17 protein-coding genes are annotated in these 18,958 nt (G+C 67.8%); 7 read left to right on the top strand and 10 right to left on the bottom strand.

The features are described from left to right. Positions 1 to 163, bottom strand: a 163-nt coding sequence (locus tag G6034_RS01755) for a sugar phosphate nucleotidyltransferase (RefSeq protein WP_246295238.1), incomplete at its 3' end; no start/stop codon positions are given. A gap of 300 nt (positions 164 to 463) precedes the next feature. Between G6034_RS01755 and sdhC the strand changes: the two genes are divergently transcribed. The 4 genes from sdhC to G6034_RS01775 all read left to right on the top strand — a co-directional run bounded on the left by sdhC (position 464) and on the right by G6034_RS01775 (position 4,036). Further along, the gene (sdhC, locus tag G6034_RS01760; RefSeq protein WP_176633392.1) at positions 464 to 844 is read left to right on the top strand and encodes a succinate dehydrogenase, cytochrome b556 subunit; all 381 of its coding nucleotides are present in this window, start codon (positions 464 to 466) and stop codon (positions 842 to 844) included. After that, positions 845 to 1,312, top strand: a complete 468-nt coding sequence (locus G6034_RS01765; RefSeq protein WP_176633393.1) for a succinate dehydrogenase hydrophobic membrane anchor subunit — start codon at positions 845 to 847, stop codon at positions 1,310 to 1,312. A 127-nt stretch (positions 1,313 to 1,439) separates the two neighbouring features. Next, a complete protein-coding gene (sdhA, locus tag G6034_RS01770) occupies positions 1,440 to 3,239 on the top strand; it encodes a succinate dehydrogenase flavoprotein subunit (RefSeq protein WP_176633394.1) in 1,800 nt (599 codons plus the stop codon). Next, complete coding sequence (locus tag G6034_RS01775; RefSeq protein ID WP_176633395.1) at positions 3,239 to 4,036, top strand: succinate dehydrogenase iron-sulfur subunit; 798 nt, start codon at positions 3,239 to 3,241, stop codon at positions 4,034 to 4,036. The genes sdhA and G6034_RS01775 overlap by 1 nt, the downstream gene beginning before the upstream one ends. Before the next feature lie 347 nt (positions 4,037 to 4,383). Here the strand turns inward: G6034_RS01775 and G6034_RS01780 are convergent, their stop codons facing one another. The 7 genes from G6034_RS01780 to G6034_RS01810 form a co-directional block, all read right to left on the bottom strand. Next, positions 4,384 to 5,898: a S53 family peptidase gene (locus tag G6034_RS01780; RefSeq protein WP_176633396.1), complete on the bottom strand. Its 1,515-nt coding sequence runs from the start codon at positions 5,896 to 5,898 to the stop codon at positions 4,384 to 4,386. 483 nt (positions 5,899 to 6,381) lie between these two features. Then, the gene (locus tag G6034_RS01785; RefSeq protein ID WP_176633397.1) at positions 6,382 to 6,936 is read right to left on the bottom strand and encodes a 2'-5' RNA ligase family protein; all 555 of its coding nucleotides are present in this window, start codon (positions 6,934 to 6,936) and stop codon (positions 6,382 to 6,384) included. A gap of 2 nt (positions 6,937 to 6,938) precedes the next feature. Next, positions 6,939 to 7,967: a tryptophan--tRNA ligase gene (gene trpS, locus G6034_RS01790; RefSeq protein WP_176633398.1), complete on the bottom strand. Its 1,029-nt coding sequence runs from the start codon at positions 7,965 to 7,967 to the stop codon at positions 6,939 to 6,941. Between the two features lie 16 nt (positions 7,968 to 7,983). After that, positions 7,984 to 8,835 (bottom strand): exodeoxyribonuclease III, encoded by an 852-nt coding sequence (locus tag G6034_RS01795; RefSeq protein ID WP_425485440.1) that lies wholly within the window; start codon positions 8,833 to 8,835, stop codon positions 7,984 to 7,986. A gap of 41 nt (positions 8,836 to 8,876) precedes the next feature. Next, a complete protein-coding gene (locus G6034_RS01800; protein WP_176633400.1) occupies positions 8,877 to 9,464 on the bottom strand; it encodes a hypothetical protein in 588 nt (195 codons plus the stop codon). A 278-nt stretch (positions 9,465 to 9,742) separates the two neighbouring features. Continuing rightward, a complete protein-coding gene (locus G6034_RS01805; protein ID WP_176633401.1) occupies positions 9,743 to 11,149 on the bottom strand; it encodes an FAD-binding oxidoreductase in 1,407 nt (468 codons plus the stop codon). Positions 11,150 to 11,225: 76 nt separating this feature from the next. Continuing rightward, entirely contained in the window at positions 11,226 to 14,510 is a 3,285-nt protein-coding gene (locus tag G6034_RS01810; RefSeq protein ID WP_176633402.1) for an ATP-binding protein, read from the bottom strand. Positions 14,511 to 14,627: 117 nt separating this feature from the next. Here G6034_RS01810 and G6034_RS01815 point away from each other — a divergent pair, with 117 nt between their 5' ends. The 3 genes from G6034_RS01815 to G6034_RS01825 are packed head-to-tail and all read left to right on the top strand — an operon-like array spanning position 14,628 to position 16,576. Further along, a complete protein-coding gene (locus tag G6034_RS01815; protein ID WP_246295240.1) occupies positions 14,628 to 15,128 on the top strand; it encodes a LysM peptidoglycan-binding domain-containing protein in 501 nt (166 codons plus the stop codon). 60 nt (positions 15,129 to 15,188) lie between these two features. Beyond that, positions 15,189 to 16,268, top strand: coding sequence for a M4 family metallopeptidase (locus G6034_RS01820; RefSeq protein ID WP_218063469.1), 1,080 nt, complete (start codon positions 15,189 to 15,191; stop codon positions 16,266 to 16,268). Beyond that, positions 16,265 to 16,576: a protealysin inhibitor emfourin gene (locus G6034_RS01825; protein ID WP_176633404.1), complete on the top strand. Its 312-nt coding sequence runs from the start codon at positions 16,265 to 16,267 to the stop codon at positions 16,574 to 16,576. Before G6034_RS01820 ends, G6034_RS01825 begins: the two co-directional genes overlap by 4 nt. Before the next feature lie 98 nt (positions 16,577 to 16,674). On the opposite strand, the gene G6034_RS01830 is transcribed toward G6034_RS01825, so the two are convergent. Further along, positions 16,675 to 17,583, bottom strand: coding sequence for a bifunctional methylenetetrahydrofolate dehydrogenase/methenyltetrahydrofolate cyclohydrolase (locus G6034_RS01830; protein ID WP_176633405.1), 909 nt, complete (start codon positions 17,581 to 17,583; stop codon positions 16,675 to 16,677). Next, entirely contained in the window at positions 17,577 to 18,863 is a 1,287-nt protein-coding gene (glyA, locus tag G6034_RS01835; protein ID WP_176633406.1) for a serine hydroxymethyltransferase, read from the bottom strand. Before glyA ends, G6034_RS01830 begins: the two co-directional genes overlap by 7 nt. Between the last annotated feature and the right edge of the window lie 95 nt (positions 18,864 to 18,958).

Consider the following 18,958-nt stretch of genomic DNA (forward strand, 5'->3'; position numbering starts at 1 on the left):
GCGTGCTCCCGCTGCCGGTCAGGTCATGGAGGAACTTCGGCGCCGCCGCCCGCGACAGGGGCCACAGCCGCGTTCCGACACCCCCGGCGGGAATCACGGCAAAAAACTTCTCAAGCGGGCTGGTTCCGGGCTGGACGGGGGCATCCGGTTTTTGCGTATTCATCAGTGCCCAGCCTATGCGATGGCGCTGCAAACGCCGCGATGCGGCGGTAAAGCTCCCCCCACGGGCGCAGCCGGGACACGCCGGCGTCGTCCGTGGGGATGAGGGAACTGCCCCGGGAAACCACCGGGCCCCAACACGCAAGTCCCACCCCTGTGATTTGTCGCATAGGGCAAGGAGCGCCTAAGTTGAATATGCTGTTAGCGAAGCCTAAATTTAGGCAAAGTTATGAGTGCTCACGCCGTGTGCGTTTCCCCGCGTGGAACCACGCCAGCGTCACGGTGATGCAGGAAGGTTTATTCAGTGCCGACAAAACCAGCTGGCACTCTGTACCGCGGCCGTGAAGGCATGTGGTCCTGGGTGGGACACCGGATTACCGGTGTAGTGATTTTCGTTTTCCTGTTGGTGCACGTCCTGGACACCTCGTTGGTGCGCGTGTCCCCGGAAGCGTACACAGCAGTCATCGGGGCGTACAAAAACCCCATCATGGGCTTGGGTGAAGCCGCCCTGGTTGCCGCAATCGTGTTCCACGCCTTCAACGGCCTGCGCATCATTGCCATCGACTTTTGGAAGAAGGGCCCCAAGTACCAGCGCCAGATGCTCTGGACCGTCCTGATCGCCTGGGCCGTGGTCATGATTCCGTTCCTGATCCGCCACCTCTCCATCGTCTTCGGGGGGCACTAAATGAGTTCCAACGTCATCGCGTCGCCGCGCTCCAACAGCGCCCAATCGCCCCAGTACAAGCGCAACAAGTCAGCGCATTCCAGCTTTGAGATGACCGCCTGGCTGTTCATGCGCGTTTCCGGCGTGGTCCTGGTTGTCCTGATCTTCGGGCACCTGTTCGTCAATCTCATGCTGGGCGACGGCATCCACGCCATCGACTTCGGCTTCGTGGCCGGCAAGTGGTCCAGCCCGTTCTGGCAGTGGTGGGACCTGGTCATGCTGTGGCTCGCCATGCTGCACGGCACCAACGGCGTGCGCACCATCATCAACGACTACGCCGAACGCAACGGCACCCGCATGACGCTCAAGACAGTGCTGTACGCGGCCGCCGTCGTGATCATTGTGCTGGGCACCCTCGTGATCTTCACGTTTGACCCGTGCCCGGCCGGTGCAGTCATCGACCTACCGTCCTTCTGCCCCGTCCCCTGACCGGTTCGGACCCCCGCAGCGCGGAACCCCGCAACGCAGTACGCAGCGCAGGCCTCAACGGGCCGCGGGGCAGGCAGAAGTGAACACCAGCATTTTGAACGCAGTACAGAGAGAAAGAGCATCCAGTATGCAGGTCCACAAGTACGACGTCATCATCGTCGGGGCCGGTGGCGCAGGAATGCGTGCCGCCATTGAAGCCGGACAGAACGCCCGCACAGCCGTACTGACCAAGCTCTACCCCACCCGCTCGCACACCGGTGCGGCCCAGGGCGGCATGTGTGCCGCGCTGGCCAACGTGGAGGAAGACAACTGGGAGTGGCATACCTTTGACACGGTCAAGGGCGGCGACTACCTGGTTGACCAGGACGCCGCGGAGGTCATGGCCAAGGAGGCCATCGACGCGGTGATCGACCTGGAAAAGATGGGCCTGCCGTTCAACCGCACGCCCGAGGGCCGCATCGACCAGCGCCGCTTCGGCGGGCACACCCGCGACCACGGCAAGGCGCCGGTCCGCCGGTCCTGCTATGCCGCGGACCGCACCGGCCACATGATCCTGCAGACCCTGTACCAAAACTGCGTCAAGCACAACGTCGAGTTTTACAACGAGTACTACGTGCTGGACCTGCTGACGGTCGAAGAGGACGCAACCCGCGCGGACGGCACCCCCTACAAGCAAAAGCGGATTGCCGGCGTCGTCAGCTATGACCTGGCCACGGGCGAACTGCACGTGTTCCAGGCCAAGTCCGTCATCCTGGCCACGGGCGGCGCGGGCAAAGTCTTCAAGACCACCTCCAACGCCCACACCCTGACCGGCGACGGCATGGGCATCGCGTTCCGCAGGGGCATCCCCCTGGAGGACATGGAGTTCTTCCAGTTCCACCCGACAGGCCTGGCCGGGCTGGGCATCCTGCTCTCCGAGGCGGCCCGCGGCGAAGGCGCCATCCTGCGCAACTCGGACGGTGAACGCTTCATGGAGCGCTACGCCCCCACCATCAAGGACCTCGCCCCGCGCGACATCGTGGCCCGCTCCATGGCCAACGAGGTCCGCGAAGGCCGCGGCTGCGGCCCGAACAAGGACTATGTCCTGCTCGACCTGACGCACCTGGAACCGGCGCACATCGACGCCAAGCTCCCGGACATCACGGAGTTTGCCCGCACGTACCTGGGCGTGGAGCCGTACACCGAGCCCGTCCCGGTGTTCCCCACGGCCCACTACGCCATGGGCGGCGTTCCCACGAACATTGCCACCGAGGTCCTGCAGGACAACGACACCATCATCCCCGGCCTGTACGCCGCCGGTGAGGTGGCCTGCGTGTCCGTCCACGGCTCCAACCGCCTGGGCACCAACTCGCTGCTGGACATCAACGTGTTCGGCAAGCGCGCCGGCGTGGCCGCGGCCAGCTACGCCCAGACGGCGGAGTTCATCGACCTGCCGGAGAACCCGGAGGCGGCCACCGTTGCGTTGTTGGACCACGTCCGCACGTCCGACGGCGGCGAAAAGGTGGCCGCGATCCGCAAGGACCTGCAGGACACCATGGACGCCAACATGCAGGTGTTCCGCACGGCCGAGTCCATCGACAAGGTGCTGGCGGACATCGCCGGCTTCGAGGAGCGGTACTCCCGCATCACGGTCCAGGACAAGGGCAAGCGCTTCAACCTGGACCTGCTCGAGGCCGTGGAACTGGGCTTCCTGCTGGAACTGGCCAAGGTCATGACCGTCGCCGCCCTGCACCGCCAGGAGTCGCGCGGCGGCCACTATCGTGAAGATTTCCCGGACCGGGACGATGAGAACTTCATGAAGCACTCCATGGCGTACCTCGACACGAATGTCACCGCGGAAAGCTCCGCGGAGCACATCGCCGGGATCCGCCTGGAGACCAAGCCTGTTGTCGTCACGCGCTACCAGCCGATGGTGAGGAAGTACTAATGAGCCCCATTGAAACCGCCGAGACCGCTCCCGAGCCGGCGTCAAAGATTGAACTGCCCGCCCACCTGGGCGGCGGCGGGGACATCCCCACCTTTGACGTGACGCTGCGCGTGCGCCGCTATGACCCCGAGTTCTCCTCGGAGTCGACGTGGGAAGACTTCACCATGACCATGTACGGCACCGACCGCGTGCTGGACGCCCTGCACAAGGTCAAGTGGGAGCAGGACGGCTCGCTGTCCTTCCGCCGCTCCTGCGCCCACGGCGTGTGCGGTTCCGATGCCATGCGCATCAACGGCCGCAACCGCCTGGCCTGCAAGACCCTCCTGAAGGACCTGGACACCACCAAGCCCATCACGGTGGAGCCCATCAAGGGCCTGCCCGTGGAGAAGGACCTGATCGTGGACATGGAGCCGTTCTTCCAGTCCTACCGCGAGATCATGCCGTTCCTGATCAACCGCGGCCACGAGCCGTCCAAGGAGCGCCTGCAGTCCGCCGAGGAGCGCGAGCGCTTTGACGACACCACCAAGTGCATCCTGTGCGCCGCGTGCACCTCGTCCTGCCCGGTGTTCTGGACCGACGGGCAGTACTTCGGGCCGGCCGCCATCGTCAACGCGCACCGCTTCATCTTTGACTCCCGCGACGACGCCGGCGACATGCGCCTGGAGATCCTCAACGACAAGGAAGGCGTGTGGCGCTGCCGCACCACCTTCAACTGCACCGAGGCATGCCCCCGCGGCATCCAGGTCACGCAGGCGATCGCCGAGGTCAAGCAGGCCATCCTCGCCCGCCAGGTCTAGTTCCAGAGCCGGAAGGCGCCGCCCCTCGTGGGACGGCGCCTTTTTGCTGCCCGGCGTGGCTGCCGCTGCGGCCCCGTCGGCAGTAGGGGCCTGGCAGTAGGGGCCCTGGCGGTAGGGGCCCTGGCGAACGACGCCGGCCCTCCCCTCCTTGCCGCCAAGTCCCGGACACTTTACCCACCCGCCGCACCCGCCGCGTCTGTGGGGCAAAACCCGTGCTGGCTTTGACCCCGGGTGCACTGGGGGCACAACCTGGACTGGGTTTGGCCCCACAGGGAAGTGCAGCCTTGCGCAAGCGCTGGACCGGCCGGTGAATGTTGCGCTTGCCTGCGCCCCCCGTGCCCGGGGCGTCAGCCGGCGCGCACCGCTGCCACGAGATCAGGCAGCAGCGCCGCGGCATTCGGGGTGCCCAGGCCCGTCACGGGGTCCCAACCGGTGGTGGCCGGGTAGCCCGGAACCGATGGATCGGCCCCATTGTTGCCCGTCGTGACGTCGTGGAAGTCGTTGGCATACGCCGCGGAGTTCGTGCCGAGCTTGTACAGCGCCGGGTTGATCGGCCCCAGGCCGCCGCCGTTGATCTGGGCGGCGATGGCCACCAGCCCGGCCCACTGCGGGCAGGACAGCGACGTTCCACCGATGTCATACCAGCCGGTGCTGCACGGCGCACTGCCACAGATGAGCCCGCCCAGCCCGTCCGGCGGCAGCGACAGGTAGACCAGGGCCCCTGTCGTGGCACTGGCCTGCAGCGCGATGTCGGGCACGCCGCGCATGGAGCCAACCGCAGTGCTGCCTGCCGGCAGCGCCGACTGGTAGTCCGGCCGGGCAAAGACGTGGCTGAAACCGCCTCCTGAGGCAATCCAGCCCACCTCGGCCTGGCCCGGATGGGCCCGGCAGGCGGCAGGCGGATTGGCACTGTCAACGACGCGCCCGGCCGTGGCCGTCGCGTCGGTGCAGAGGTACGTTCCGCCAACACCGGTCACCAGTGGATCGGAGGCCGGCCATTCAACCGTGGGGAAAGGGAAGGGAGCGCCCGCGTGGGGCCCGCCCACGGGCGCCTTGTCCGGGTTGGCCGTGCCGCCGTCACCCGAGGACCCCAGCACCGTCACACCGTTCCGGGCGGCAGAGATGAAGGCGTGGCGCAGGTTCAGCAGCGACTGGGCACTGCCAAATGCCTCCTCCGTGGTGGCGAAGCTCTGGGAGATGACCTGGGCAAGGTGGTGGTCCACCACGTACTGCTCGGCGGCCATCATCTGGGGCAGGCCATTCACGCCGAGTGTTTCGGCTGTGGGGGTGGCCACCAGCAGGATGTTGGCTCCCGGTGCGATGGAGTGCGCCGTTTCAACGTCAAGCGCCACCTCCAGTGCCCAGGCGGCCTTGTCCTTTTGCCCCGTTCCCTTGCTTTGGGCGGGCGGGGCCTTGGTGGCGGGCGAGCCCTGCAGGTGGAGCACACTGAAGGTCGGCATGCCGGGCGTGCACGTCACGGCTTCCTCCCCGCACATGGATGGCAGGTTGAACGCCTGGTTGTACACATGCAGGTCGTGGGCCATGGTGTCGCTGCCGTAGGAATCCACGATCGCGATCGTGATCCCGGTGCCGTCATGGCCCGCAGCATAGAGCGGCCCCACGTTGTAGGCCGCCCGTGTTGACTGCGGGGTGAAGCAGCGCCGGCCAACGGAATTGCACTGGGCCTCCGTGGGCGGGGTGGTGGAGCTGTTGACCTGAAGATAGTCGCTCACGGCGGGGTGCACCGCGGGCAGGGCGGCACCTGGCGGCGATGCCGTCGGTACGCCGGCAATGCAGGCTGCGGCCACCAGGGCCGCACCGCCGGCCCATGAAAGGACCGACATTCCAGTACGAGATCGCATGTAAACCTCCTACAGCATTCGAAGCGGCCGTCGCGTGCGGCATCGTTGCCGCGCTGGCCGTCCCCAGGACGACCGAGGGCCACCCCCGGTTTACGCCCACAGGATCCCCGCGGTCAAGACTTTTCGTTCCTTGGGCTGTGTCCGGCTGCCCCCGGTCCACGGTCCACGGTCCAAGGTCCAGTACATTGCCCTGGACCTTGCCGGGGATTCCGGCGGATGGTTCAGCGACGACCAGACCAGCGGGGCAGTGGTGTATCGGGGTTTCGGCCCGCGCTACGAGCAGGCCGTTGTCCCCTCCGGCCAGTACCGCATCATCGACGAGTCACTGGCGGTGGGCCGTGCCTACCTCAACGGGGCGGTCGGCGCGGATTTCGGCGGTGCGGCCTTGAACGTAAGGAGTCCATTCGGCAAGCGCGCGACCCGGCCGCGCCCCGAGGTGTTCGAGTCGGCCCGGCGCCGGTCCGGCAGAACAGGCCGGGCGCCTCAGCCCTGGCCGCCGCCGAGCACCAATTCCTCGTGCAGGGACCAGCCGCCGCGGGCATAGTCGTACAGCCCAATGCTGGTGACCTCCAGCTCCGCCGCGAAGCCGGCCATTTCGGCCTCCGCCCGGGCCATGACCTCGGGGTCGAGGTCGTGCGCCACGGTCAGGTGCGGCTGAAACTCAAAGTCGAGCAGGTGCTCCACGGGGCCGGCCAGCAGTTCGTTGTGCAGTTCACGGCATTTCCCGGCGCCCTGTTCCAGGTTCAGGAACACCACCGGGGAGACGGGGGCAAAGGTGCCGGTGCCGCGCAGCGAGATGGTGAACGGGGAGCCGTTCCGAGCCACGCTGCGGACGTGTTCGGCGGCTTCCGTCCAGGAGCGGCGGGCCCGCCCCGAGACCAGCGTGATGTGGGCGGGCACCGAACTGCTGCCCGGCCCCGCGTACGATTCCCGCCAGGCGTGGAGCTCGGCCGCGAGGGCCGGCGGCATCGAGATGATGACGCCCAGGCTGTCCGGGTGCGGCGCCGGGGTTTCCCCGCTCTGGCCAATGCCGGGCATGGTTATGCTACCGTCCCGAGCGGAGGCAGGAAGCCCACCTTGTTGTACACGTCGGCGAGGGTCACGGAGGCAATCTCACGGGCCTTCGCGGCTCCGTGGGCCAGCAGGCGGTCCAGCTCGGCGGGGTCGTCCAGCAGTTCCAGCGTGCGGGCGCGGATCGGTTCGAGCCGGGCCACCACGGCGTCCGCCACGTCCGCTTTGAGGTGGCCGTACATCCTGCCCTGGTAACCGTCCACCAGGGCCCCCACGGGAGTGTCGGTCAAGGTGGAGAGGATTTCGAGCAGGTTGGTCACGCCGGGCTTGTTTTCGCGGTCGTGGGCGATGACGGTGCCGGTGTCGGTCACGGCGGACTTGATGCGCTTGGCCGTCACCTTGGGCTCGTCCAGCAGGTTGATCAGCCCGTTGGGGCCCGAAGCGGACTTGGACATCTTCGCCGTCGGATTTTGCAGGTCGTAGATGCGCGCGCCCTCCTTCTGGATGAAGGGCTCCGGCACGGTGAAGGTGTCGCCAAAGCGGTGGTTGAAGCGCTTGGCCAGGTCTCGGGCCAGCTCCACGTGCTGGCGCTGGTCGTCGCCCACCGGGACGCCGACGGGACGGTAGAGCAGGATGTCCGCAGCCATCAGCACCGGGTAGGTGAACAGCCCCACGCTGGCCATTTCCTGCCCGCCCTTGGCGCTCTTGTCCTTGAACTGGGTCATCCGGGACGCCTCGCCAAAGCCGGTGATGCAGTTGAGCACCCAGGCCAGCTGCGCGTGCTCGGGAACGTGCGACTGCAGGAACAAGATGGACTTCGCAACATCGATGCCGCCGGCAATGTACTGGGCGGCCGTCCTGCGCGTGCGCCCCCGCAGCTCCACCGGGTCCTGGGGGACGGTGATGGCGTGCATGTCCGGGATGAAGAACAGGTTCTCGTAGTCGTCCTGCGTTTTCACCCAGTTGACCAGGGCGCCCAGGTAGTTGCCCAGGTGCAGGGACTCCCCGGAGGGCTGCATGCCGGAGAGGACGCGGGGACGGGTTGGGGTCTCACTCATGGCTGCGAAAAATCCTTTAGAACTTGTAGTCGACGACCAGGGGTGCGTGGTCGGAAAAGCGGGACTCGTACGATTCCGCGCGGTCAACCACGGCCTGCTGCGCCAGGGCTGCCAGTGCGGGGGTGGCCATGTGGTAGTCGATCCGCCAGCCGGTGTCGTTGGTGAAGGCCTGGCCGCGGTTGGACCACCACGTGTACGGTCCGTCAACTTCTCCGGCGAGTTCCCGGGCCACATCCTTCCAACCGATCTCCGCTCCGAAGAAGCGGTCAAAATAGGCGCGCTCCTCGGGCAGGAAGCCGGCCCGCTTGACGTTGCCCTTCCAGTTCTTGATGTCGAGCGTGGTGTGGCCCACATTGAGGTCGCCCACCACCAGTGCGTGGTCGCTCGCGGCGGCCAGTTGGGGCAGCCGGGTGATCATGGTGTCCAGGAAGCGGTACTTGTCATCCTGCCGGGGGGTGCCGGCCTCGCCGGAGTGCACGTAGGCGCTGACCACTGTCAGGGTGGTGTCACTGCCGTCGGAGCCCTGCAGCGTGTAGTCGGCCTCCACCCAGCGGCCCGTGGTGGCGAAGTAGTCGTCGCCGATCCCCGTTCGCGTGGCCGTCGGTTCCAGGGAGTCCTTGCGGGAGGCGATCAGCACGCCGGCGCGGCCCTTGGCCTCGGCTTCGGCGTGCAGCAGGTGCCAGTCCGCCCCGAGGAAGCCCTCCACGATGGCGTCTGGCGCACGGACCTCCTGCAGGCACAGGATGTCGACGTCGCGTGCGGCCAGCCAGCCGGCCATGCCGTTCTTGTAGGCGGCACGGATGCCGTTGACGTTGACGCTTGCGATCCTCAAATGACCGTTTTGGGTTGCCTTGCTCACCTGACCCACCTTACCCGTTTCCCGCCGTCCGCCGCGCTGGCGCTGCAGTCTCAGTCAAGCACGACGCCGGACACGGGCTCGTCGCCGTCGGGCCCCCGGGTGCCGGGCCTGGTTTCGCCGGCCCGGGCGGCATTCTTCTTCTCCATGGCGGCGTCCATCCTTGCTTCCTGCGCCTCCCAGTTCGGATTGACCATGCCGCGGCCGTTGCGGGCGGTGATGTCGATGGTTTCCAGGGCGCGGGCCACCATGGCGTCGTCCTTGCCCAGGTGTTCGTTGACGACGCCAATCTGGACGCTGATGATCTTGAAGGAGTGGTCAAGCTTTAGTTCGCGCGCCTTGGCCGCCTGGCGGGACCCGGCGTCGTCGGACACGAGCCGGGTGCCGCCGTCGGCCGGGGCCTTGGCGCTGGTGCGCTGGGCCATCTCGGCCTGGGCGAGCTTGACCTGGCGGGCGCCAAACGCGGCAGCCTTGTGCACTCCGATGTAGACCAGGGTGGACAGCGCCAGCCAGCCGAACGCGATGACCGCGATGACCCAGCCCAGCACCGTGCTGTTGTTGGCGGCGAAAACGATTGCCACCAGAAAGACGATGGCCAGCACAATGGTGCCGAGGCCGGTGAACTTGCCGGGTTTGGTCATTTTTCCAGGTCCTGGGAGAGTCATGCCTTCATTCTCTCAAACCGCGGCCGGTCCCCGCGCCCGCTTCCACCAGCGGCGAACGGTGCGGGACCGCGCTGGCACGCCGCTGCCCGTCCCGAAAGCGCGGATACGGTTGTCCGGAATCCGCCAGGGCCGCCATTTCTGCGCTTTCGACGTGCCGTCGGGCGGAGCCACGGGGCCGCCGGCCGCAATGGCGTGTTGTTTCCGGAAAGAGGTTTCCTTCTTTCCCGGGGTGGTTTCTTGTGGTGGCCGTGCCGTCACGCCGTGGGGGCGACGTTCTGGTTGAGCCGGAACAGGTTGGTGGGGTCGTAGTCGTTCTTCAGTTCCACCAGGCGCCGGTAGGTGTCCGGCGGGTACGACGCCCGGACCAGCGCGGCATTGGCCTCACCGGTGAAATTCACGTACGCAGCCGCGTCCGGGCCCAGCGAGGACGTCACGCCGCGCGCCCAGTCAACGGTATCGGCGAAGCCTTCGGCCGCCGGCGTGCGGGCAATGACGTTGACAATGAATTCGTGGTCGCGGACGGCGAAGGCCGTTGCGTCGGCCGGAACCCGGCCCACCGCGCCACCCAGGTGGTGCAGGTGGACCTCCGTCATGGTGTTGGGCAGCGCCGCAAACGAGTCCTGCAGCACGCGCAGGGACGCGTCGTCGGCGGTGCGCAGAAATGCCGAGCGGAAATAGTTGTGCACGCCCCGCGGGTACAGCGGGTCGAGGGCCTGCTGCCACCCCGCGTACGGGTTGGCCGCGAACACGTCGGCGATGAGCGTTCCCAGGGTGCGGAACGGTGCAGTGGCGGCGTCACCGGCGTCGGGATCGCCGGACCAGCAGCCTCCCACGGCGATGACCGGCTTGCCGTGCACCGATTCCGGCAGGAACGGGACCGGCGGCGCCGTGGTCATGTTGACCAGCGTCGTCAGCTCATCGGGTGCCGCCGCGCAGGCCGCCCGGTAGCCCCGCAACACCTGCTCCGCCTCCTCCGCGGGGTAGAACGCCAGTCCGGAGAGGACGGTGGGCCCCACCTCGTGCAATTGATAGTCGAAGGACGTCACCACACCGAAATTGCCGCCGCCTCCGCGCAGCCCCCAGAACAGGTCCGGGTGCTCGCCGGCACTCGCGTGGACAAACTGCCCGTCGGCGGTGACGACGTCGGCGCCGACCAGGTTGTCGCTGGCGAGCCCGTGCTTGCGCACGAGCCAGCCGATGCCGCCGCCGGTGGTGAAGCCGGCGATGCCCGTGGAGGAGACCAGGCCGCCGGTCACCGCAAGCCCGAACTGCTGGGTTTCTGCGTCCAGGTCCTTCCAGGTGCAGCCCGGCTGCGCCGCCACGCGGCGGCGGGCCGGATCCACCCGGATTCCCTTCATCGGCGAAAGGTCCAGCACGATGCCGCCGTCGACGGTGGAAAACCCGGGAATCGAATGGCCTCCGCCGCGAACCGCGAGCGGCAGCCCCTCGCTGCGTGCGAGCTCGACCGTGCGGATCACATCGGCCACGCCGGCACAGCGTGCGATGAGCGCCGGACGGCGGTCGTGGGCCCCGTTCCAGATGCTGCGCTCCAGGTCGTAGTCCGCGTCCCCTGGCCGGACGAGCGTGCCGCGCAGGCCGGCGGCGAACTCGGCAATCGTGGGCTCCCCGATGCGGGCCGGCCCAGTCTGCGTTGTTGTCATGATGTATTGCTCCTGTTTGCTGTTGGCAGTGCCGGATCCATTTGCCGGATCCAGGAGTAACGCTAATCACGGCCTCTCAACGGGAACTTAACGAGATCTCAACATCACCGCCCGGGGCCTGCCGGCGAAGTGCTGCCAGCCGTTGGCAGGCAATGACGCATCTCGTGCGGTCGAAAATCGCCGCAACCCTGTCAATTTCGCGGGCCGCCCGATCCGGGTCCCCGAGTTCATGTGACAGCTCGGCCACCATCAGCCGTTGCCAGCCGGCGAGTTTCGGCCATGGGGCAACCCTTTCGGCTGCCCGCCTGTACATCTCCCGTGCGGCCCGGACCTCCCCGGAGATTAGCTCCACAGCCCCCAGAATCGTCAGGGTGGCGCTCATACCCACCTGGTCCCCCGCGGACTCGAACCTGGAGAGGCAGCTCCGGGCGTCGCCCAGGCCGCGGTCGATGTCACCACCCATGGCGCGAAGCAGGGCGATGTTAAGCTCGGTCAGCAGCTCGCCCCGCCGGTCGCCCAGGCCGCGCCGGAGCTCCCGCGCCAAGGACAGCGCCCCAAAGGCCGCGCTTTGCCCGCCACCGTCGCGCAGAATGCAGCCAAGTTGGTGAAGTGCCTGCGCCCTGGCCAGGTCATCGCCCAGCCCGGCGAAGTATTCGGCTGCCTCCGCGACGACGGACTCCGCCGACTGCTGGTCCCGCGACAGCCGGGAGGCGTAGCCGAGCGCGGCCAGCGCGTAGCCTTTGGCCTGGATGACGCCGACCCTTCTGCCCAACAGCATGGTTTCCTCGAGGCAGGGTGCCAGCCGCCCGGCGATCGGGACCAGTTGCAGACTCGGGGTGATCACCGGCAGAAAGGCTGGAGTGGCGGTGTCTGACTGCGCGAGTTCATCCAGGCAGATGTTGAGGTGGCGGGCGGCGGGCGGTCCGTCCTCCCGGGCCAACGCGCACTGTCCGAGCAGCCAACTGCTGGCTGCGGCATGTTCGGCCCTGCCCCCTTCGACCGCCTCGGCGTGCTCGGCGGCTGCCAGCTGTTCGGCCTCCTCCAGGTCAAAGGTGCTCCAGGCGAGCGAGGTCTCAATGAGCCGGGCCATCACCACCTCGTCGGGTTCGCCGATCTGCCGCACGATCGCCAGGGCCTCCGCGCCGAGTGCCCGATGCCGGTCGCTGCGGCCCTGCCTGCTGTACAGGCCGGTCAGACCGATCAGGGCCGCCGCGCGGGGCCGGGTCGGGTCCGGCGCCACCGCCAAGGCACGCTCGATCCAGCGCGCACCCTCCACCGCGTGGCCGCGGAGGAACCAGAAGCGCCACAGACTCGCGGCGAGCCGGAGCGCGGCCTCAGGCTCGCGCGCACACGACCAGCGCAGTGCGGCGCGCAGGTTGTCGTGCTCGCTGTCGAGCAGCTTTGGCGCCTCGATGACCACCCCGGTGGCCTGTTCGGGATTGTGGGCAACGGCGAAGGCCAGGAAATAGGCGCAATGCGCTTCCGCCAGCCGGTCCGCTTCTCCCGCACGTTCGAGATTCTCGTGGCAATACTGGCGGACCGTCTCGAGCTGCCGGTAACGGGTCCCGCCGGCATTTCTTTCCGTGACCACCAGGGACTTGTCCACGAGCCTGGCCAGGAGCTCGAGCAGTTCGGTTTGTTGGAGGGGCGGGTCGGCGCAGACTGCCTCGACGGCGTGGAGGGTGAAACCACCGGCGAACACGGACAACCGGCGCACCAGCACCTGCTCCGGTCTTGTGAGCAGCGCGTGACTCCATTCCAGGGTGCCGCGCAGCGTCTGGCGGCGCGTGGCGCCGGCGGGTCCGCCGCCCAGCAGGGACAAGGCATCGCCCAAGCGCTGCACGATCTCAACGGGCTCAAGAACGGCGGTCCTCGCAGCGGCCAATTCCAGGGCAAGCGGCATCCCGTCGAGCCGCCGGCACAACTCGGCCACCCCCTGCGCATTGCCGGCGTCAAGGGCGAAACCCGGACGGACCCGGGCTGCGCGCTCCACGAAAAGCTGGACGGACGGCAGACGGCCAAGTTCGGCCAGGTCGGGGGCGCCGGCGCGGACAGGCGGGGGAAGCGGCAGGGATGGGACCCTGAAGGTGAATTCCCCGTCAACATGGAGCGGCTCCCGGCTGGTGGCCAGCACTCTAACCCCAGGAGACCCGGAGAGCAGCGCGACGACGAGTTGGGCACAGGCCGTGAGCAGGTGTTCACAGTTGTCCAGCACCAGGAGCAGCGAGCGCCGCTGCAGCTGCCCGACCAGCATTCGCACACGGTCGGGTGCCGCGCCGGAGTCCAGCCCGAGGACCTCGGCCACGGCGTCCGCCACCAGCAGGGCCTCCCGGACCCCGGTGAGGTCCACGAACCAGACCCCGTCCACGTACCCGCGACGAACCCTCTTCGCGGCCTCCAGGGCAAGCCTGGTCTTGCCGCTGCCGCCGGCCCCGGTGAGAGTGAGCAGGCGTGCACGGCCCATCAGCCCCTCGACGTCAACGAGCTCACGCTGACGCCCGATGAAGCTTGTCAAGGGGGAGGGGAGATATCCTGTGGTGTCTTCCCTGCCGGCCGCGCCGTTGTGACCGGCCGCGCCGGCGGGCTTGCGGAGGGGTCCATCGGGCGGGGACCCGGTCAACAACTCGCGGAACAGTTCTGCGGTCCGGGCATCCGGATCGGTCCCGAAGGCATCGAGGAGTTCCTCGACCAGCCGCTCATAGCGCGCCAGGGCCTCCGACCGCCGGCCCATTCCCGCCAGCACCGCCATCTGGGCGCGCACGGCCCCCTCGTGGACAGGATTGGATTCCAGGGCACGCGTGAGGATGACCAGGGCTTCCTCCGGTGCGCGCTGCGCCACCGTGGACGCCAGTTTCACCAGGACCTCGCGGTGTGCTTCCCGGAGCTCATCGCGCCGTGCCGCCAGCCAGTGGGCATCCGGCAGCTCGGGCAAGAGGTCGCCGCTGTACAGCTTGGCTGCCTCGCGCAGGCTGGCCTCGGAACCGGAGGCCAGCGCTGCCATGGCCGACCGTTCGAATTGGAGCACGTCGACGGCGATTGGTCCCGTGTCGTCCAGCACAACCATTTCACCGCGGATGGCGAGCAGGCCCTCACTTCCCGTGCCCAGCCCGGCGAGCGCTTGACGGGCGACGTACAGGGTCTGATGCAGGTTCCGCGCGGCCGCCGCGGGCTCCAAGACGGGCCACAGACGGTCCAATACCTGCTCGCGAGGGCTGCGCTGCCCCGGGGCCAGGGCCAGCATCGCCACAAGGGACTTTGCTTTCCGCAGCCGCCATCGGCCGTTCTCGACGGCGTTCCCGTTCACGCGCACGGTGAACGGGCCGAGCAGCTGAATGCGCAGCCCGCTGTGGGAAGGATCCATGGGCCTTCAGTATCCGCCCGCCGCCCGGCGTTGTCGACCACGGACCTGTCCCAAACTTCCCCTTGCCGGGGGCTCGGATTGGGCGCATCATGGGGGAAGCTATTGGAGGGGGCCGTGATGGTGGCACCACGATTGATTGAAGTCCGTCAGCCGCAACCAAACGACGTGATTGGGAAGAAATTCGTGATTGCCGGCCATGGCACCGGCTTTGAGGCGGTGGTGCGCTGGAAGGTCCTGGACAGCGCCGGGCACACCTTGGGGAGCGGCAACATCCAGGGTGCCGGTTCCATGGGCGTCATCAAGGACTTCGGCAACACGGTCACGCTGGGAACCACGTCGGCCCGCGGCGCCCATGTGACCCTCCAGGTGTTCGGCGACGACCCATCCGGGCTCCACCCTCCCGGCCCCGACCTGAACATTGTCCACGTCACGCTGTTCACGTCGCTGGATGGCTTCAAGCTGTATGAGGTCAAGGGCGGGGACAACCTGACCCGGATTGCCCAGCAGCAGGGCCAAAACACCACCGCCAACGACATCTTCGAAGCGAACCGGGACCGCATCAGCAACCCGGACCTGATCTTCCCCGGGCAAGTTTTCCGCATCCCGCTGCTCACCTGACAGGCCCGCCGTGCCTGCTGAACCACCGTCATTGGCAACGCCTATGGAAGGGACAAGTTCATGTCAAGGAACCATCGCCGGGCGCAGTGCGGAATTGCTCCGCCGGACCTGCTGGGGCGGCTGGCGGTCGAGGGGGATGCCCAACAGCGGGAGGCCGCGGTCCGCGCCCTGGCCACCTCCGCCGCGATCCGTTCCCAGCGGGCCGTCATGGGCCGGCTCAACCGCCAGCTCAACTTGAACCTCGGGCAGATGATCGGTTTCACTGTTAACCCGGACCGACGCCTGACGATCTACGACAACCAGACCAACGGCAGGACATTCCTGCCCGGAGTCCGCGTCCGGGACTGGGGGCAGCCGCCGGTGCAGGATGAGGCTGTCAACCAGGCCTACGACGGCAGCAGCGCAACGTACGAATTCTACCGCGATGTGTTCGCGCGCAATTCCCTGGACGGGGCAGGGCTGGAACTGGTCTCCTCAGTCCATTACGGCGTTGCCTTCGACAACGCGTTCTGGGACGGCGCCCAGATGGTTTACGGCGATGGCAGCGGCCGGATCTTCCAGGTTGGCGGGCTGACCCGCTCCCTGGACGTCATTGCCCATGAGCTCACCCATGGCATCACCGAACTCACCGCGGGGCTGGTCTACAGCAAGCAGTCGGGCGCGCTGAATGAATCCTTCTCCGACGTCTTCGGCTCGCTCGTCAAGCAGTACAGCCTCAAGCAGTCCGCGGCCGACGCCGACTGGCTGATCGGGGAAGGGATCCTGGTACCCGCGCTGGGCAAGGCGCTGCGCTCCATGATCAACCCGGGCACCGCCTATTCAGGCGACCGGCAGCCCGGACACATGGACGACTACGTGGACCTGCCGGACAACAACGACCCCCGCAATGACAACGGCGGCGTGCACATCAACTCGGGCATCCCCAACCATGCCTTTGCCCTGGCGGCCAACGCCCTCGGTGGTTTCGCCTGGGAAAAGGTGGGAAAGATCTGGTACACGGTGCTGACCACCCGGCTGCGCCCCAACTCGCAATTCGATGAGGCCGCGCAGGCCACGGTCGACGTCGCCGGCACCCTGTTCAGCGCCACGGAGCAGGACGCCGTCCACAACGCCTGGAAGGAGGTCGGGGTCCTTTCATGAAGCTGACAATCCGCAGGGGAGGCGGCCTTGCGGGCATGGTGGCGCAGACCGAACTTGACGACCGGTCCCTGCCGAAGACCGATGCGGAGGCCTTTGCCGGGGAAGTTGCCCGCGCCAACCTCCACGAACAGCCCGAGCCCGCCGCCGCCAAACCGTGGCCGGATGCCCAACTCTACGAAATCCTCCTGGAGGCGGCGGGACCGCCCATCAGCGTCCATTACACGGACGAGACCCTGCCCGAATCCGTCCGGCTGCTCGTGGCGTGGGTGGACGGGCGACCCGAACGCGTGGAATCGATCGAACAGTAGACGCCGGCGCCCGGGCCCCGCGGGTTGGGCCGGTCGAGACCTTGCGTCTCGACGCGTCCGCAAAGCCCGCCGCCCGACCACCGGTTGCGGGATCCTGCTCAGGCCCGCTCTGCGGACTCCACCACGTTCGCCAGCAGCATGGCGCGGGTCATGGGGCCCACACCGCCGGGGTTCGGCGAGATCCAGGAGGCGACCCCGTAAGCGGCCGGCTCCACGTCACCGGTGACCACGGCGCGGCCGGTGCCGTCATCCACGCGGGAGACACCGACGTCGAGCACAATGGCGCCCGGCTTGAGATCCGCCGCCTTGATCATGTGCGGCTGGCCGGCGGCGGCGATGACGACGTCGGCCACGCGCAGTTCCGCCGCCAGGTCCAACGTGCCCGTGTGGGCCAGCGTGACGGTCGCGTTGATCTCCCTGCGCGTGAGCAGCAGCCCCACGGGACGGCCGATCGTGACGCCGCGGCCCACCACCAGGACCCGTTTGCCGCTCAGCCCGATCCCGTGGCGGCGCAGCAGTTCCACACAGCCCTTGGGCGTGCACGGCAGCGGCGAGGACATGGGCCGGTTGACGTTGGCCACCAGCCGGCCCAGGTTCATCGGGTGCAGGCCGTCGGCGTCCTTGGCGGGGTCGATGGCCTCGAGGACCACGTCCTGGTCAACGTGCGCCGGCAGCGGGAGCTGGACGATGTAGCCGGTGCAGGCGGGGTCGGCGTTTAGTCGGCGGACGGCGTCGAGCACCTCCTCCTGGGTGGCGGAGTCCGGCAGGTCGATGCGGATGGAGCTGATCCCCACTTCGGCGCAGTCCTTGTGCTTGCCGGCCACGTACCACTGGGAGCCGGGGTCCTCGCCCACCAGGATGGTGCCCAGGCCGGGGGTGATCCCCCGTGCCGTCAGCGCGGCCACCCGTTCCTTCAGCTCGGCCTTGATGGCGGCCGCGGTGGCCTTGCCGTCCAGGATTTGCGCGGTTTGTGCCGCGGGGGCCGCCCCGGGCACGCCGCCTACCATTCTTCCTGGCCGGGGTATAGCGGGAAGTCGGCGGTGAGCTTCTTCACGCGGGCGCCGAGGGCGTCGACGTCGGCGCCGCCCTTCAGCGCCGCGGCGATGATCTCGGCAACTTCGGTGAACTCGGGGGCGCCAAAGCCGCGCGTGGCCAGGGCCGGGGTGCCGATCCGCAGGCCGGAGGTGACCATCGGCGGGCGGGGGTCGAACGGGACCGCGTTGCGGTTCACCGTGATCCCGACGCTGTGCAGGAGGTCCTCGGCCTGCTGGCCGTCCAGCGTTGAGTTGCGCAGGTCCACGAGCACCAGGTGCACGTCGGTGCCGCCGGTCAGCACGGACACGCCGGCCTCGGCCACGTCGGCGGCGTTGAGGCGGTCCGCGATGATCTTGGCGCCTTCGAGCACCCGCTGCTGGCGCTCCTTGAATTCCTCGCCCGCGGCAACCTTGAAAGCCACGGCCTTGGCGGCGATGACGTGCATGAGAGGGCCGCCCTGCTGTCCGGGGAACACGGCGGAATTGAGCTTCTTGGCCCATTCCTGCTTGGCCAGGATCACGCCCGAGCGCGGACCCGCAAGGGTCTTGTGCACGGTGGAGGTGACGACGTCGGAGTGCGGCACCGGGCTAGGGTGCAGGCCTGCGGCAACCAGGCCGGCAAAGTGGGCCATGTCGGTCCACAGCAGCGCGCCAACCTCGTCGGCGATGGAGCGGAAGGCCTCGAAGTCCAGGTGGCGGGGGTAGGCGGACCAGCCGGCGATGATGACCTGGGGCTTCTCGGCGATGGCCTGCTCGCGGAGCTTGTCCATGTCGATGCGGAAGGTGTCTTCCTCCACCTGGTAGGCGGCGACCTGGTAGAGCTTGCCGGAGAAGTTCAGCTTCATGCCGTGGGTCAGGTGGCCGCCGTGGGCCAGGGACAGGCCCAGGATCTTGTCGCCGGGGGTGATCATGGCGGCGAGCGCGGCGGCGTTGGCCTGGGCGCCGGAGTGCGGCTGGACGTTGGCGTACTCGGCGCCGAAGAGGTCCTTCACGCGCTGGATGGCCAGGTTCTCGGCGACGTCCACGTACTCGCAGCCGCCGTAGTAGCGCCGGCCCGGGTAGCCTTCGGCGTACTTGTTGGTGAGCACGGAGCCCTGGGCCTCCAGCACGGCGCGGGGGGCGAAGTTTTCGGAGGCGATCATTTCAAGCGTGTCGCGCTGACGGCCGAGCTCGTCCTTCAGGACGGCGGCGATTTCGGGGTCCAGCTCGGAGAGCGGGACATTGGTCACGGACTGTGTGGTGGAAATAGACACTTCAGGACTCCTGGATGGACAACACGAAAAAACTCTTCTTAGCCAGATTATCCGGTGAACACCCGCGCCCGCAGGCCGCTTCCTTGTGTGAAGTG

Source organism: Arthrobacter wenxiniae, assembly GCF_013376105.1.
In the GTDB taxonomy this organism is placed as follows: Bacteria; Actinomycetota; Actinomycetes; order Actinomycetales; family Micrococcaceae; genus Specibacter; species Specibacter wenxiniae.

What these genes read in the sequence shown, in the direction of transcription:
- G6034_RS01765 (WP_176633393.1), top strand. Translation starts at nt 845, where the DNA reads ATGAGTTCCAACGTCATCGCGTCGCCGCGCTCCAACAGCGCCCAATCG.
- sdhA (WP_176633394.1), top strand. Translation starts at nt 1,440, where the DNA reads ATGCAGGTCCACAAGTACGACGTCATCATCGTCGGGGCCGGTGGCGCA.
- G6034_RS01775 (WP_176633395.1), top strand. Translation starts at nt 3,239, where the DNA reads ATGAGCCCCATTGAAACCGCCGAGACCGCTCCCGAGCCGGCGTCAAAG.
- G6034_RS01780 (WP_176633396.1), bottom strand. Translation starts at nt 5,898, where the DNA reads ATGCGATCTCGTACTGGAATGTCGGTCCTTTCATGGGCCGGCGGTGCG.
- G6034_RS01785 (WP_176633397.1), bottom strand. Translation starts at nt 6,936, where the DNA reads ATGCCCGGCATTGGCCAGAGCGGGGAAACCCCGGCGCCGCACCCGGAC.
- trpS (WP_176633398.1), bottom strand. Translation starts at nt 7,967, where the DNA reads ATGAGTGAGACCCCAACCCGTCCCCGCGTCCTCTCCGGCATGCAGCCC.
- G6034_RS01800 (WP_176633400.1), bottom strand. Translation starts at nt 9,464, where the DNA reads ATGACCAAACCCGGCAAGTTCACCGGCCTCGGCACCATTGTGCTGGCC.
- G6034_RS01805 (WP_176633401.1), bottom strand. Translation starts at nt 11,149, where the DNA reads ATGACAACAACGCAGACTGGGCCGGCCCGCATCGGGGAGCCCACGATT.
- G6034_RS01810 (WP_176633402.1), bottom strand. Translation starts at nt 14,510, where the DNA reads ATGGATCCTTCCCACAGCGGGCTGCGCATTCAGCTGCTCGGCCCGTTC.
- G6034_RS01815 (WP_246295240.1), top strand. Translation starts at nt 14,628, where the DNA reads ATGGTGGCACCACGATTGATTGAAGTCCGTCAGCCGCAACCAAACGAC.
- G6034_RS01820 (WP_218063469.1), top strand. Translation starts at nt 15,189, where the DNA reads ATGTCAAGGAACCATCGCCGGGCGCAGTGCGGAATTGCTCCGCCGGAC.
- G6034_RS01825 (WP_176633404.1), top strand. Translation starts at nt 16,265, where the DNA reads ATGAAGCTGACAATCCGCAGGGGAGGCGGCCTTGCGGGCATGGTGGCG.
- G6034_RS01830 (WP_176633405.1), bottom strand. Translation starts at nt 17,583, where the DNA reads ATGGTAGGCGGCGTGCCCGGGGCGGCCCCCGCGGCACAAACCGCGCAA.